This is a genomic window from Actinomadura sp. DC4 (assembly GCF_030406325.1).
Classification (GTDB): domain Bacteria; phylum Actinomycetota; class Actinomycetes; order Streptosporangiales; family Streptosporangiaceae; genus Actinoallomurus.
This window is the reverse complement of record NZ_JAUEQY010000032.1, coordinates 88,782-103,734: the sequence shown is the minus strand read 5'-3', so window position 1 is coordinate 103,734 and position 14,953 is coordinate 88,782. Positions and strand designations below refer to the sequence as shown.

At 68.7% G+C, this 14,953-nt stretch carries 10 protein-coding genes; 5 read left to right on the top strand and 5 right to left on the bottom strand.

Going from position 1 to position 14,953, the window contains the following annotated elements:
- Window positions 1-10 precede the first annotated feature (10 nt).
- Complete coding sequence (locus QWU11_RS38410; protein WP_290119486.1) at window positions 11-1,234, bottom strand: ATP-grasp domain-containing protein; 1,224 nt, start codon at window positions 1,232-1,234, stop codon at window positions 11-13.
- Between the two features lie 68 nt (window positions 1,235-1,302).
- On the opposite strand from QWU11_RS38410, the gene QWU11_RS38405 reads away from it, so the two are divergent.
- On the top strand, window positions 1,303-2,502 hold the full coding sequence (locus tag QWU11_RS38405; RefSeq protein WP_290119460.1) for a GNAT family N-acetyltransferase: 1,200 nt from the start codon (window positions 1,303-1,305) through the stop codon (window positions 2,500-2,502).
- Window positions 2,492-3,772: an MFS transporter gene (locus QWU11_RS38400; RefSeq protein ID WP_290119459.1), complete on the top strand. Its 1,281-nt coding sequence runs from the start codon at window positions 2,492-2,494 to the stop codon at window positions 3,770-3,772. The genes QWU11_RS38405 and QWU11_RS38400 overlap by 11 nt, the downstream gene beginning before the upstream one ends.
- Before the next feature lie 18 nt (window positions 3,773-3,790).
- Here the strand turns inward: QWU11_RS38400 and QWU11_RS38395 are convergent, their stop codons facing one another.
- A complete protein-coding gene (locus tag QWU11_RS38395; protein ID WP_290119458.1) occupies window positions 3,791-4,708 on the bottom strand; it encodes a phosphotransferase in 918 nt (305 codons plus the stop codon).
- A 462-nt stretch (window positions 4,709-5,170) separates the two neighbouring features.
- On the opposite strand from QWU11_RS38395, the gene QWU11_RS38390 reads away from it, so the two are divergent.
- The 3 genes from QWU11_RS38390 to QWU11_RS38380 all read left to right on the top strand — a co-directional run bounded on the left by QWU11_RS38390 (window position 5,171) and on the right by QWU11_RS38380 (window position 9,061).
- The gene (locus QWU11_RS38390; RefSeq protein ID WP_290119457.1) at window positions 5,171-7,099 is read left to right on the top strand and encodes an ABC transporter substrate-binding protein; all 1,929 of its coding nucleotides are present in this window, start codon (window positions 5,171-5,173) and stop codon (window positions 7,097-7,099) included.
- A 67-nt stretch (window positions 7,100-7,166) separates the two neighbouring features.
- Window positions 7,167-8,120: an ABC transporter permease gene (locus QWU11_RS38385; RefSeq protein ID WP_290119456.1), complete on the top strand. Its 954-nt coding sequence runs from the start codon at window positions 7,167-7,169 to the stop codon at window positions 8,118-8,120.
- Window positions 8,121-8,146: 26 nt separating this feature from the next.
- Window positions 8,147-9,061, top strand: a complete 915-nt coding sequence (locus QWU11_RS38380; protein ID WP_290119455.1) for an ABC transporter permease — start codon at window positions 8,147-8,149, stop codon at window positions 9,059-9,061.
- On the opposite strand, the gene QWU11_RS38375 is transcribed toward QWU11_RS38380, so the two are convergent.
- Genes QWU11_RS38375 through QWU11_RS38365 form a run of 3 tightly spaced genes read right to left on the bottom strand, consistent with a single transcriptional unit; the run spans window position 9,058 to window position 14,632 of the window.
- A complete protein-coding gene (locus QWU11_RS38375; RefSeq protein ID WP_290119454.1) occupies window positions 9,058-10,494 on the bottom strand; it encodes a pyridoxal phosphate-dependent aminotransferase in 1,437 nt (478 codons plus the stop codon). The two genes, QWU11_RS38380 and QWU11_RS38375, sit on opposite strands and share 4 nt — an antisense overlap.
- On the bottom strand, window positions 10,491-12,842 hold the full coding sequence (locus tag QWU11_RS38370; RefSeq protein ID WP_290119453.1) for a lantibiotic dehydratase: 2,352 nt from the start codon (window positions 12,840-12,842) through the stop codon (window positions 10,491-10,493). The genes QWU11_RS38375 and QWU11_RS38370 overlap by 4 nt, the downstream gene beginning before the upstream one ends.
- Complete coding sequence (locus QWU11_RS38365) at window positions 12,839-14,632, bottom strand: carbamoyltransferase C-terminal domain-containing protein (RefSeq protein ID WP_290119452.1); 1,794 nt, start codon at window positions 14,630-14,632, stop codon at window positions 12,839-12,841. The genes QWU11_RS38370 and QWU11_RS38365 overlap by 4 nt, the downstream gene beginning before the upstream one ends.
- Between the last annotated feature and the right edge of the window lie 321 nt (window positions 14,633-14,953).

The window sequence follows — 14,953 nt, the reverse complement described above, 5'->3', positions numbered from 1 at the left end:
GCCTGAGGCGTCATCCGCCGTCGGCCACCAGCCCCAGCTCGGCGACCAGCCGGTCGATCGCCTTCGTCAGCTGAGCGTCGAGCCGGTCGGCGTCCACGGACGCGCCGAGCGCGTAGGCCACCCGTCCCCAGTTGCCATGGATCCGGCCGACCCGCTGCCCGGCTTCGACCAGCTGGTTGGCGACGTGCACGTCGGGCAGGTCGGCGAGCACCTCGGCAGGGCGGACAAGGCGCCGGGCCGTCCCGGTGGCGATGGCGAACCGGACCGCTGAGGTGACGCCTTCTCTGTCGCGGGCCACCGGGGTCTCCTGGGCGTCGCCGGCCACGGCGCACTGCAGGGCGTACAGGTCGACGCCGTGGGTCCGGCGGACGAGCTCGGGGATGAAGTCGCCGGGCGGGCGCACGGCCGCCTCGACCAGCGTCCACCGGTCCGCCCCGATCTTGAACTCGGCGTGCATGATCCCGCTCCCGAGCTCCCACGCCCGCGCGATCCGCTCGACCTCCGCTGCGGCGCGGTCGGCATCGGGCTCGGCCGCGTCCGGGCGGACGACATGGCCCAGTTCGAAAAAGCCCGACGGACCGCCGGTCAGCTTCCGCGTCAGGGACGAGAACTCCAGGCGGCTCCGTACGAACACGGCTTCGACGCTGATCTCCAGCCCCGGTATGTACTCCTCGACGATGCCGGTCGCGTTCGGCGAGAAACGGCGGACCTCACCCCAGCGCGCCAGCGCGGACGCCTCGTCGTCCACCCGGTACACGGCTGTGCTCGCCGCCGCGTCAATCGGCTTGAGCACCGCGGGGCGACGGCGCCCTCCGTAGAACGCACTGATGTCGTCCCGGCCGCGGACCTCGCGCCAGGCCGGGACGGCGAGGCCGGCAGCGGCGGCCACCGCTCGCTGGCGGGCCTTCGACCTCGCGACCCGGGCCGCGCCGACGCCCGTTCCGGGCAGGCCGAGCTCGTGAGCCACCGTCGCCGCGGTGATCTGCGAGCCGTCCGAGAGCGTCACCACCGCGTCGGCGCGGGCGCCGAGCCGGACGAGCGCCTCGATGTCGCTGCTCTCGTCTCGGGCATCGAGCGCGTGGAACTCACTGACAGCGTGCTCGTACCGCGCGTGCGAGCTGCCGTCGGCCAGCACGACCCGCCGGCCCTGCCTGGCCCAGGTCAAAAACGCGGCCGTGCGGAAAGCGTCAGCCCCGATGACCAGCAGCGTCGGGCCGTGCGGCTTCGGCGACATGGTCACCGCCAGAACTCGGGCGCGATTATGCCTTCGGCTACCGAAATGCCTTCGATAGCATCGTCCGCATGATTGGCGAGATACATGTCGATGTCGCCTCCTCGCTCCGATCTGTCGAGCCGGCCGAGTGGGACGCCCTGAAGTCCGCCGCCGGGTTCTACACCGCGCACACATGGCTGCTCAGTGATGAGGCAGATCCATCCGCGGACGTATCTTATCTAATCGCCCGTGACGGAAATGGCGCCCTCATGGGCGGACTTCCGTATTACCGGCCACGGGTGGCCGGTAACGAACGTTACAATCTGCGCGTGTTATTGGAGCGTGACGACGTCCCTCGCTCACGTGCGCTGGTGCTCGCCGGGGCCAGGTCCGGGTATCGCTGCGACGTCCCCGTGAGCGACCGCCTCGCCCCCGCCGACACGAGCGGGGTCCGCACGCGTCTCCTGCGCGAGGCCGCGGAGCGCGCCGGTCATGATGACCGGCAGGCGGTGCTGCTGTACGTTCCAGGGAACGCCTACTCCCAGCTCGCCGCGGACGTCGGCAGCCGCGGCGCCCCGGTCGACAGCGACGCGACGATCGCCCTTCCCGACGGATCGTTCGCCGACTGGCTGGGCGAGTTGCCGAAGAAGCAGCGGACGAGTATCCGGCGTGAGCTCAAGGCGTACGACGCGTGCGGATGGCGCACGGAGGTCGTTCCGCTGGGCGCGGTCATCGACGACGTGGTGCCGTTGGTGGCGGCTCTCCAGGAAAAGCACGGTGCGCGGGGAGAGCCGCGCGCGCTGGCGCGGCTGCTCGCGCGTCAGGAGCAGGCCTTCGGGGACCGCGCGATCGCGTTCGTCGGCCGGCTACGCGGCCAGATCGGCGCGTTCGCGCTCGCGTACCGGCATGGCGACGCCCTGTATATCCGGATGGTCGGCTTGAACTACGACCTGGCCCCCGAGGCCGCCTACGCGTACTTCAACATCATGTACTACGCACCGATTTCCCACGCCTACGCCACCGGCGCGCGAGCCTTGCATCTGGGCGTCAGCTCGTTGCTTGCCAAGGTACGGCGCGGCGCCCGGCTGACCTCGCTGTGGGCGCTGCCGATCGGATGGGCGTGGCCGGACGACGTCGTCGACGGAGCGGTCCGGCGGGTCACTGACGGGTTACGGGCCGAGATCGGTGAGCGGGCGGCGGCGCACTTCGCCGACGAGGCCGATCCCCTGCTGCCCGCGTTGCGATGCCCGCAGCCGCTGACGAGGCGGCATGAGACCAATGGCAGCTGACCCTCCTATCGCGCGCCCGCAGTGGCGGACCAGGGACTTCCTGCTCTTCTGGGGCGGCGAGACGGTGTCCGCGCTCGGCACCCAGGTCACCTACCTCGCGCTCCCCCTGGCGGCGATCCTGACGCTCCACGCCACGTCGGCCTGGGTCGGGCTGGTGACGGCGGGCACGACGCTGCCCGTCCTGATCGTGACTCCGCTCGCGGGCGTTTGGGTGGACCGGCACCGGTCGCGCCCCCTCATGCTGGTCGCCCACATCGCGCGTGCGGTGACGCTCGCGGCGATCCCGCTGCTCGCCTGGGCGGCGATGCTCACCCTGCCGACGTTGCTGGCCGTCGCGCTGCTCGTGGGCGGCTTCTCCGCCGCCTTCGAGATCGCCTACCTCTCGTACGTGCCTACCCTGGTCGATCGTGATGCCCTCGTCCGCGCCAACAGCGCGATCGAAGGCACCACTTCGGTCGCCGACACGCTCGGCCCGGGCCTGGCCGGCGTGCTCATCCAACTCGTGACCGCACCCGGCGCCATCCTCTTCGACGCGGTGTCGTACGCGGTCGCGGGCTGGACGGTGCTCGCCGTGCGCTCGCGAGAGCCGGCGAGGGAGGCGTCGAGCGCCACGGCTCCGGACGCACCGAGGGCGACGGTCCGCGAGATGGCTCGCGACATCGCGGACGGTGCGCGGCGCACGCTCCAGGATCCGATTCTGCGCGGGTTGATCGCGGTGAGCGCGTCCTTCAACTTTTTCGAGCAGGCGGTGATGACCAACTTTCTCCTCTACACGTCTCGGGTGTTGCACCTGCGCGCCGGGACCATCGGCCTGGCCCTCGCCGCAGGGGGTATCGGAACGATGGCCGGCACCGTGTTCTGCGGCCGGGTGGGCCCGACGTTGCGCTCCGGGCTCGCCCTTGGCGGAGGGATGGCCATCGCATCCGTGTCGCTTGCGCTACTGCCGGCCGTCGCGGACATCGGCCTGTGGACGCCCATCGCGTTCGGAGCGATATTCGCGCTCTACGGCCTCGGCCTGGTGGTCTTCAATATCTACGCGGTCACGCTCCGCCAGCTGCACGTCCCGCCGGACATGCTGGGCCGCGTGAACGCCGGCTACCGCACCATCACCTACGGGGCGATGCCGCTCGGCGCACTGGCCGGCGGCGCGGTCGGCGGTCTGCTCGGGTTCCGCGTGACGCTCGCGCTCGCCGGCGCCGGACTGATCGCCGGCGCCGTCGTCTTCCTGCGGTCGGTCGCCGCCAGACTCCGCGGCGTACTCCCGGCCTGACGTCCGGGAGCTGCGGGGTCAGGCCGGAAGCCCTGCTCGCTCCAGCCGCCGCGCGACCTCACCGGAGAGCCGGTCGAGCTCCGGTCCTCCGCCCGAGGCGGCCTCCATCTTGGCGTCGAAGAGCCGCACCCACAGGCCCGCGGCCCAGGCGGCCCGCCGGGCGGGCCGGGTCCAGCGCACGCCGGCCGCCCGCTCGTAGGCGTCGAGAAAGGCACTGCTCTGCTCCACACTCGCGACCTCGTCTGGCTTGCCCTGCTTGGTCCATACGGCGGACGCGAATCCCACGATGGCCGCCTCGGGCTGGGCGATCACGCTGTCCCAGTCGTGGACCGCGGTCGCCTCGTCGTCCAGCCACCGGATGTTCTGTGACTCCCAATCGCCGTGTCCCACGCGGTCAGGCGCGCGATGGTCGCGGAGCAGGCGCCGTACGTCGGCCGCGGCCCGGTCGAGCCATGCCGGGCCACCGACGCGGTTGAGGTTGCGACCCTCGTCATCGCGGTCCGGCCACAGCTCCGCTCCGCCGTGGTCCCAGCCGTTCCACGGCGGAGACGGGTCGAGCGACGGCACGGCGGCAGGAGCGGGCGCGGCCGCGACCAGCCTCGCCAGCAGCCCGGCGAACGCCTCGGCCCCATCCGCCACGCCGTGCTGTACCCCGACGTCGGCCAGCGTCTCCGCGGTGACCGCGAGTGTGTCGATCAGGTCGGGACCGGCGAGCGGAGCAGGGCACGGGAAGCCGCCCGCCGCGAGCGACCGCTGCACTTCGACGCATCCCCGCAGCCTCGGTTCGAACGGGCGCACCTTCACGACGACCTGACGACCATCGGCGAGCACCACGACGAGGACCTGGGACAGGTGGCCGGTCCGCCGGACCACGTCGACCACGCGTGCGCCCAGCGCGGACTCACACCACGCGCACAGGGACTGGCGGGTCAGCACATCACCAGTGTGCCCGATCGCCGCACCGGCAGGCCAAAGAGATGCCGCCGCCGCGCGTCGACCAACGCGTCCTGGCCCTTAAGTTCCGCTATCCGGCACAACTGGCTCATCTACGCACCTGTCAAACGATCACTGACCAGCACATATATATCCCACCAACGATCGAGAGCCCACCTCGAAGTGAGCGTGCCTTGAAGTCCCGCCGTCGAGACATGCTCCGGTCCCCCGCCCGGCCCGCCACGGCGCTTCGGGCGGGGGGCTATCCATCCACGCAAGGACAGTGCATGATTGCGTTATGGCATAGGCCTAAATAGGCTTACATGTCACTATGGGGAACTGTCGCGTGGGTGACGAGGGGAACCGAGCCTGATTCGCGCCGGCCTGGCCAGCGATGCGCCGGAATGTCCCGTCTTAGGAAGTTTGACGCGCCATGCGGAAAAGATGAACTGAAGGGATAAGCCGATGGTCTACTCCAGCGACCAGGCTCATGAAGCGCGGCCGGGGAAGGCGCGCCGAACGCCCGCACTCGTCATCGCGATCGCAGCGCTCTTAGCCCTCGCCGCTTGCAGCGGGAGCCATGGCCCCACGGCCAAGGACAGTTCGACGATGAAAGGCTCGGTCGGGTCCGTGCCCGAGCCCGCCACGGGAAAGCAGTACGCCGGCACGATCACCTACGCGCTGGCACCGAACTCAGTGCCCATCTGGATCTTCCCTCTCAACAGCTCATTCAGCGCCTCAGCCTACAATGTCCAGCCGTTCCAGTGGCAGATGTGGCGGCCTCTGTACTGGACGCAGAACGGCGCTGTCCCAGAGATCGTCCCATCGATGAGCCTGGCTCGGCGGCCGGTGTGGTCGGATAACAACAAAACGCTGACCATCACCATGAACAGCGCCTACAAATGGTCCGACGGGCAGCCGGTCACCTCCAGGGACGTCCTGTTCGACCTCGACCTGATGAAGGCCGCGGTCAAGGAGAACCCCGCGAACTGGGTTTATTACACTCCCGGATACTTCCCGGACAACCTGGTAAGCGCCACCACGCCGAGCCCGTCGACACTGGTGCTCAAGCTCTCCAAGCCGGTCAACCCCACCTGGTTCGAGGAGGACATCCTCGCCACCGCCGGCACTCCGTTCCCGAGCCACGCATGGGCGAAAGACTCGGTCGACGGCTCCATTCTGGACTTCACCAAACCGGCCAACGCGAAGAAGATCTACGACTTTCTGATAGCGCAGAACAAGTCGCTCAAGACGTACGCCACCAACCCGCTGTGGAAGGTCGTGGACGGCCCTTACCACCTGAGCGCCTACAACCCCACCAGCGGCGCCTTCACGATGGTCCCCAACCCCTCCTACGGCGGCCCCCACGCCGCCCGCGTGTCCAACTTCCAGGGCGTGCCGTTCACTTCCAACACCGCCGAGCAGAACGCCCTCAAGACCAGCAAGATCGACGTCGGCTACATCGACTACACCGCGGTCCCGCAGATCCCCTCGGTCCGCCGGCGCGGCTACAACGTCTTCGGCATCCCCACCTTCGGCAGCGCGCTGGCCGCCTTCAACTTCAAGAACGCCACCGGCCACTTCGGCGCCATCGCCAGCCAGCTGTACTTCCGCCAGGCCCTCGCCCACCTGCAAGATCAGGAAGGCTGGATCAAGGCCTACATGCACGGCGCCGGCGTCCCCAACTTCGGCCCCATCCCCACCGTCCCCCCGAACCACTGGGTGCCCGACGTCGCCAAGACCAACCCCTACCCCTTCAACGTGGCCGAGGCCATCCGCCTGCTCAAAAGCCACGGTTGGACCATCCGGCCCGGCGGCACCGACACCTGCACCCGGCCCGGCACCGGTCCGGACGCCTGCGGTGCCGGCATCCCGGCAGGCACCCGCCTCGCCTTCAACCTGATCTACGCCAACAGCCCTGCGCTGTACGGGCAGGAATCCGCCAACCTCGCCGCGACGGCCAAGCAGGCCGGCATCACCATCTCCCTTTCCAGCGCGAGCGGCCCCTACATCGCCAGTCATTACGCCAACCCGTACACACCGGCCACCATCAACAAATGGGCCATGCAGATCTGGGGACGCCCAGGAGAACCGAACCTGCCCTACCCCACGCAGTTCGGGTTTCTGAACACAGGCGGGGTTTACCAGGCCGGCAGTTACAGCAATCCCACGGCGGACAAGCTCATCAATGCCTCGATCTACGGGAACGACCCTGAGGCGGTGCGGAAGGAGGCGGCCTTCCTGACTCTGGACGAGCCAGTCCTGTGGCAACCGATCCCTGATATCATCTTCGCCTGGAAGAACAGCATCTCAGGGCCTCGCGCCGCGTTCGAGAACTTCAGTCAATACTATGTGACACCGGAATTCTGGTATCTCACCACCCCCCAGCATTAACTCAACTCAAAGTGCCCGGTAGGCCCGCACGCCTGGACCGGGTCCGTCATCTCCTTCTCACTCCGGGGTGGCCTTGATCTCTTACCTGGCTCGCCGACTGATGGCATCGGTCATCGTTGTCTTCGGCATCTCGATTGTCATGTTCGGCCTGTTACATGCGGTCTACCCCTCGCCCGCCAGAGACGTGATAGGACTGCGCGCAAGCGTGACGGCAGTCAATGCCTGGAACAAGGCAAACGGATATGACGACCCGGTCGCCGTGCAGTACCTTCACTATCTCAATAACGTCCTGCACGGTAATCTGGGATTTTCGTATGCCGCCAACCAGACCGTTACCGCCCTGTTCATGCAGCGGGCCGCACGCAGCGCCTTTCTTTCTGGCATCTCACTGCTCTTCGCCGTGCTCATCGCGCTACCACTCGGCATCTATCAGGCGGTAAGACGGAACAGCATCGGCGACAACGTGGTAACCAGTCTGGCGTTCATCGCCTACTCGACGCCGCTGTTCTTGCTCGGCCTCATCCTGATACAAGTCTTCGCACTCTGGCTGCCCATCTTCTCGTTCGAGGCGAGCCAATCATCGTCGGTGCTGACCGTCATGGGCGCATGGCGCGAGATGACGCTGCCGATAGCAACGCTCACCGGCCTCTCCGTCGCCACCTTCTCACGCTATATGCGCTCGTCTTCTCTCGACGTACTCGCCCAGGACTACATCAGGGTGGCGCGAGCAAAAGGGCTACCAGAACGCCTCGTACTCCTGCGGCATCTCGTTCGCAACGCCTCGGCACCGATCATCACGTTGATCGGCCTGTTCATCCCGACACTGCTGACCGGCGACCTGATAACAGAGTATCTGTTCAACTATCCTGGGCTCGGGCTGCTTTTCTTCAACAGCCTGCAAAAGGCCGACTATCCCCTGCTGCTGGCCTTCAGCATGCTCGGCGCCATTTTGGTGATTGCCGGAAACTTCCTCGCGGACATCGCTCTCGCCGTTACTGATCCTCGAATTCAGCTGACCTGACACCGGCCGAGCAGGGAAGGCAGGACATGACCGGACAGATCCAGGCACTACCTGAGCGGGGGCCGACCCCCGAGGGCGGCGAGGTAGGTGTCTTTCAGAGCAGCTGGCGACGTGCGCTGCGCGAGTTCGCGAGGAACAGGCTGGCGGTCGTCGGCCTGGCGATCCTGGTCTTCTTCGTGCTTTTCTGCTTTATCGGGCCATTTGTGTATCACACTGATCAGATCACCCCCAACTTGTCCGACTCCTACGCACCACCGAGCGCCGCACACCCCCTGGGGGCGGACAATAACGGCTTCGACGAGCTCGGCCGAATAATGAAGGGCGGCCAGACCGCGCTTGAGATCGGCTTCCTGGCAGCCTTCATCGCCATCACCGTGGGCACCCTCTGGGGCACGCTGGCCGGACTTCTCGGCGGCATCATAGATTCGGTCTTGATGCGTGTCGTCGATGTCTTCCTCTCCATCCCGATCGTATTCGTCGTGCTCATCCTGGCGGTGAAGTTCGGCGCGACCGTACTCTCCCTGAGCATCGTGATCGGCGCCTTCTCCTGGCTGTTCGCCGCCAGGATCATACGCAGCGAGGCGCTCTCCCTGCGGTCCATGGACTTCGTGTCGGCAGCGCGCGGCGCGGGCTCGGGCAACTGGCGCTTGATCTTCCGTCACCTGCTGCCGAACTCACTGGGAGTGATAATCGTCAGCGTCACCTTCCAGGTGGCGGACGCGATCCTGTTGGTCTCCTACATCGGGTTCCTGGGTTTCGGGCTGCACTATCCGAATGTCGACTGGGGAAACCAGCTCTCCGACGGCATCGAGGACGTGCAGGACGGCTACTGGTGGCTGGTCTTCCCGGTCGCCGCCTGCATCGTGGCCACGGTCATGGCCCTGAACTTCGTCGGCGACGCCCTGCGTGACTCGTTCGACGTGCGCCTTCGGCGTCGTTAGCCGACCCGCGTGACCGCCCGGCGCAGGCGCTGGAGGCCCTCCGCCCAGGTCTCCGCCGGGAGTGCGAACGACAGACGGGTGAAGTAGCCCCGTTCAGCCCACCACGCGCTGTCGCACCCGAAAACAGGGGCGGGCAGGGTCTGCAGCCGGTCGTCTCGGAACAGGCGGTGGGTGGTGGCGAGGTAGTCGCGGCCCCGCAGCGCCGGCAGTTCCACGAACGTACTGAAGTCGCCGTGCCAGGCGGGCACCTCCCCGACCAGGTCGCCGAACTCCTCGCGGAGGATCGCGGCATTGCCACCCAGCAGCTCCCGGAGCGACGCCCGCCACCGGGCCAGTTCGCTCACCGCACCGTCCTCGGCCAGTTCGGCCGCCGCCGTGCCCAGGAACTCCTCCAATCCGGGGAACGCCGGCAGGTACGGGCCGGTCAGCTCCAGCACCTGGCTCCACGCCGTGGCCAGGTCCTGAGCGTCCGGCGCAGGCCGGCCGCCGCCGGACCGCGCCCCGGCGGCGGCGGCCAGCCGGTCGATCAACAACGCGGGGGAGGCGATCGCGGGTGACGACGGCGCGACGAGGTCATTGAGCCGGGCGAACTGCCGGGCCAGCGCGGCGCCGGCGATGAGCCAGCCGACGTGGAAGCCCGGAATGGCCCGCGATCGGGACATGCCGCCGACCGTGACCACGCCGTTCAGGTAGTCCGCCGCGGCGGCGATCGAGAGCAGATGCGAGACCGGCTCGGCGCAGGAGATGTCGGACGAGACGGTGTCATGCAGAATCGTGACGTCCTGGTCCCTGGCCCACGTCACCAGCTGACGTAGCTCGGTGCCGTCGTAGCGCTCTCCGCTCGGGTCGTTGAACGTACTCAGATACAGCACCCGGGTCCGCGGTGTGGCGGCCGCGATCACCTCGGCCACCGAAGGCAGCCAGCGATGCCCCGGTGCGGCGGGCAGCTCGGCGATTCCGAAGCCCGCCTGGGCCAGGCAGGCGGCCGCCATCGGGAAGGCGGGCACCGGGACGATGGCCTGCGGCGGCTCCCCGTCCGCGCCTGCGGACCGTACGTGGCGCAACCCGCGAGCGGCCACGCTCAACGCGGCGCCGGCACCCGCGGTGATGATCACATTCTCGATGCCCAGCTCGAGCCGCCCGTCGCCGCGCAGTGATTCACACGCGGCCACGGCCGCCCGGCCGACCACGTGACCGTAGGGACCGTCATAGTCTTCCCAGAACAGCGGGTCACTAGCCGCACCGACCACGAACGACACCAGCCGCTGCGGCGGGTGACGGGAGTTGATCCCGGACGACAGGTTGATGATCGCGGGTGCGCCTGCGCCACCGGCCTGCGCCGCCGCCTCGCGTGGATTCTCATTGACGTCGTCGACGGTGAGCATGAAGCGCCATGGCTCGTACCGCGGGCTCACCAGATCGTCGCCGCTCACCGCGGCTGCCCGCCGCCGTCCCTGAACGCGGTGAGCCGCAGCTCGCAGCAGTACCGCTCCCCCGCGATCTCCAGCCACAGGTCGTCGAAGCCCGGCAGCATCTCATCCAGGCCCAGCCGGTCGCATCCGGCGGCGGCCCGCAGGAACGTGTCCACCGAAAGCGGGCTGCGAAAGTCCAGGAACATCGGCTTTTCCTCGCCGGGCAGCCGGGCGAACATCTGGTCGGGCATCTTCCACTCGGTCTTCCACCGCCACGCGGCCAGATACTCCTCGAACGACCCGGCCGGGACCTGCCAGCGGGGCAGGTCGTCCGCGGCCAGGTCCCACCGCTGCCGCTGGTAGACCAGCCTGCCGATCGTGATCCGCGGCGTCATGGTCGACAGCCGGACCGGCTGTTTGTCCACCCCCGGCAGCGCGACGGCCCGCAGCATGCGCATGTCGGGATAAGCGTCTTCGTACTCGGGGAAGAGCGCCAGCCGGCGACCGTCACCGTCTCGCAGGACCGGCCTGCCGTCCGGGCCTTCGTCCACCCGGCAGTCGCCGATGCGCACGCTGTCCGCCCGTGGCTCGTGGGCCTGCCAGTTCAGCCAGAGCACCGGATGGCCGGCCGGAGTGTAGTCCCGGACCTTGTTCTGCCGGTCGATCCCCTGCAGCAGTGGCCGCGCCGTCCCGGCCAGAGATCGTACGGCGTCCCAGGTCTCTTCCCGCACCCTGGCCGGCTCCGGGTCGAACGTGACGAACGGCAGCTGCGTCGGCGGGCAGATGTGGTGCGCCTCCGACAGCACGACCTGCCAGTCCGCGCCGCGGAGCTGCTCGCTGTCGCGGGCCACCAGCATCACGTCAGGGGCACAGAACAGCGGCCACTGATCCAGGTCGCCGCGGATCAGCCCGAGATCGCGAAGGTCATCGGGAGTGAGCTCCAGCCGCGGCGCCCCGGTCAGCCGCACGCCCGGCCATGTCGCCGTGCCGTCTCCCGGCCCGGGACCGGGCATGTCCAGGAGCTGCTCCGCCCCGATCACGCCGCCGGCCGAGGCAAGGAGCCCCCGTACGCTCTCGTGCTGGGCCTCGCGTTCGTCCACGGCGCTGCTGGCCAGGATCTCCAGGGCGGGTGCGAGCGCGCCGGCCAGTTCTCCTGTGACAGGCCGCCCGAAGGTCACGTGCCCGAGATTGCCGACGGCCTCCTCGGTGTACCAGAAGCGATCCGCGTAGAACGATCCCGCGCCCCGGGCCGGGGGTACTCCGGTCAGGTCGGTGAGAAGCTTGCTCCCCTCGGCCAGCAACCGTTCACGCTCAGGCAGGTCGGCCTGCTCGAAGTCGCCGAGCAGGTGGCCCACCATGCTGAGCTGGCCGGGCAGGCCCACGCGGGCCGCGAGCTCGGAGTCCTCGACAAGGCCGCGCAGCGCGGCCAGTGGATCGCCGGCGGTGGCGGGCACCCGGATGCCTGTCCGCAGCCATCCGCGGGACTGCGCGTCCAGCACGACGGCGTGGAGGGCGTCCAGCGCCATGCCGAGCCGCCGCGCCACCGACTCCAGGGTGTGCTCCCCGGTGGCCAGCGCCAGCAGCGCGGGCTCGGGTGCCGGGCCGCTCCCCTCGTCGCTGCGGGCCGCGCGGTACAGCCGCAGCAGGCCGGTGAGCCGCTCGTCGCGGGCCCACGCGGACGCGATCTGCTGCGCCGTCCAGTAGCTGAGGAGAGTACGCCGCCGCCCGGCCCGGCCGTCCCCGCCGGCCTCCAGCGACACCGGATCCGGCGAGCCGGGCACGAGCTGCCCGTGGTTGATCGGGCCGTAGAAGCCCCCGGTCTCCACCTTCACGCAGAACCGCTGCAGGTACCGGATGACCAACCGGCGCAGTGGCGCGGACCTCTGCCCGCCGGCGAAGCGGCGGATCCCGGTCAGCGCGTCGGGGCTGTTGAGGAACACGGCCTCCTGCAGGTCCGGCGATGAGGCGGTGCACCGGAGGACTGCCTCCAGGCGCTCCAGCTCGGCCGGCCATCCGGCCGACGCCGCGGCGAGCAGCCGCCGGCGTTCGCGCGCCACCGCGTTCCATGGTTCCAGCCGCTCCGGCCAGGTGCCGGGCAGCTTGTCCGGCGGCACCGGCTGCAGCCGCCATACCCGCCGCGCGGCCCGGTTGGCCCCGCTGCGGACCAGGGCGTCGGCCGCTGTCCGCCGCTCCTCGAAGAGCCAGTCGAGGTACTCGCTCCGGCGGCTGAGCAGGTCTGCTTCGAGAGCGAGGAAGTCGCGGACCCACCCGGTCGCCGTCGGCGACTGGAGTCGCAGCAGCCAGGAGACCGGAAACCCCGCCATCCGGACCACCACACGCCTGCTGAAGGACCACTGCGGCCCGGTCATGGCCGGACCATGGCCCCGGCCGCCCGGTGCTCGGGTGGCCCTGCCGGGGAGGGCTGCTTGACGAGCACGAAGTCCTCGATCACCAGCGCGTCCATCGCCGTGGTGTAGAGGTCGGAGATCGCGTGCACGGGGTCGTTGGCGATCGGCTCGCTCTTGACGTTCAGCGAGGTGTTCAGCACCGCACCGATACCCGTCCGGTCCTGGAACGCCCGGATCAGGCGGTGGTAGCGCGGGTTCGCCGCCGCGGAGACCGTCTGCGGCCGGGTGGTGCCGTCGGTGTGCGCGGCCGCCGCCAGGTCCCGCCGGCCGAGCTCGGTCAGCGGGATGGTGAGCAGCATGAACGGAGATGGCGTGTCGATGGCCAGGTACCGCGAGCGCTGCTCGTCGAGGACCGACGCCGCGAACGGCCGCCACCATTCCCGATCCTTGACGACCATGTTCATGCGGTGCCGGTTCGCGACGTCCCCGGGGTGAGCCAGGATGCTGCGGTTGCCGAGCGCGCGTGGACCGCATTCCGACCGGCCCTGGAACCAGCCGACGATGTTGCCGTCGGCGAGCAGTTCCGCCGCCGCGTCCCAGGGCTGCTCGATCCGCCGGTAAGGGAGCTTCAGACGGTCGAGCAGCGCCTGGACCTCGCCGCCGGTGTAACCAGGTCCCCAGTACGCGTGGGGCAGCGGCTCCGGCCTGCTGCCGGACGCGCGGAAATGGGCGTAGTAGGCCGCCCCCAGCGCCGTCCCGGAATCACCGGCCTGTGGCTGGACGTACAGCTCGTCGATGTCACCCCTGCGTAACAGGGTCCCGTTGGCCGCGCAGTTCAGGGCCACTCCCCCGGCCAGGCACAGTCGCCGGCTGCGCGTGGTGGCCAGGGCCTGGTCGGCGAGGTGGTTCACGACGCGTTCCAGGACCTGCTGCGAGGCGGCCGCGACGTGGGTGTAGGGAGGACGGCAGACCTCGGCGGCCGACGGGCCGGCCGGCACGCCGAGGACACCGGCCAGCGGGGGCGGGCGGTCCATCTCGATCACGTCGCTGCCCCACATCGCGTCCGGGTCGGTCGCGAATCCATCAGCGGCCGGGTGGAGGATCCTCCCGAAGTCGGCCGCGAACACCGCGGGGTCACCGTAGGCGGCCAGGCCCATCGTCTTCTGCTCGTCGCTGAACGGCCGGAACCCGAGGAAACTGGTGACCGCGGCGTAGAAAATGCCCAGCGAGTGCGGAAGCGCGACCTGCCGGGCGACGTGAAAGTCGCCGTCGAAGTAGCCGAACGTGCTGGATTCGAGTTCACCGAGCGCGTCCATTACCAGGAACGCTGTTTCCCGGTAGCCGGAGCCGAACACGGTGCCGCTCGCGTGCGCCAGGTGGTGCGGCACGTATTCCAGCCGAGCCCCGCAGCGCTCGGCGAAATCCGCCAGCATTCGCTGCCAGTACCGCAGCGCCGCCACGGATTGCTCATTTTGGCGCGCGGACGCTAACTCACTGACCGGAAGGAAACGGTCCCACTGTCTGATCCGCCGGTCGAAATCAAAGTCGTACGCGACGATGTCGACGTCCGTGAGTCCGATTTCCGCCTCGGACAGCAGGTAGTTGATGCTTTGTTCCGGAAAGTAGCGGAGCTCGAAGCCGTCGAGCGCCTCTGATTCGCCGAGCGAGGACACGAAAATTCCCGATGGCCGCTCCACAGCGTGCTTCACACGCAGGAAACGCTCCTCCTCCGAGATGCCCACCACCGCGCCATCTTTGAGCAAGGCGGCCGTCGCATCATCTCGGAAGCAGGAAAGGCCGAGAATCCACACTCCTGGCGTCCTCCAAACCGTCTTGCGGGCCTCGATCCAGCGTCCTTCCGCCCGCGCAGCAGTCACAAGTATGCACGGCTGGCTCCCCGGAGCCAAGGACCGGAGTGGTCGGCCGTTGTGGTGGATGCCGCGTCGTTCGATCGGGCAACCTCGCTACGGCAGCTCAGGGCCACTTGACGGCTCCTGTCCCATTCGTAAGACTGAAGTTAAATATTCGTAAGACCGGCCTTGAATGGGCCTCTATTTAACGCCCGGACCATCGACAAGCCACCGGGCCGGCTCCTCGCTATCGTTCACGCTTCGCCACCGGCAAGGGAGAAG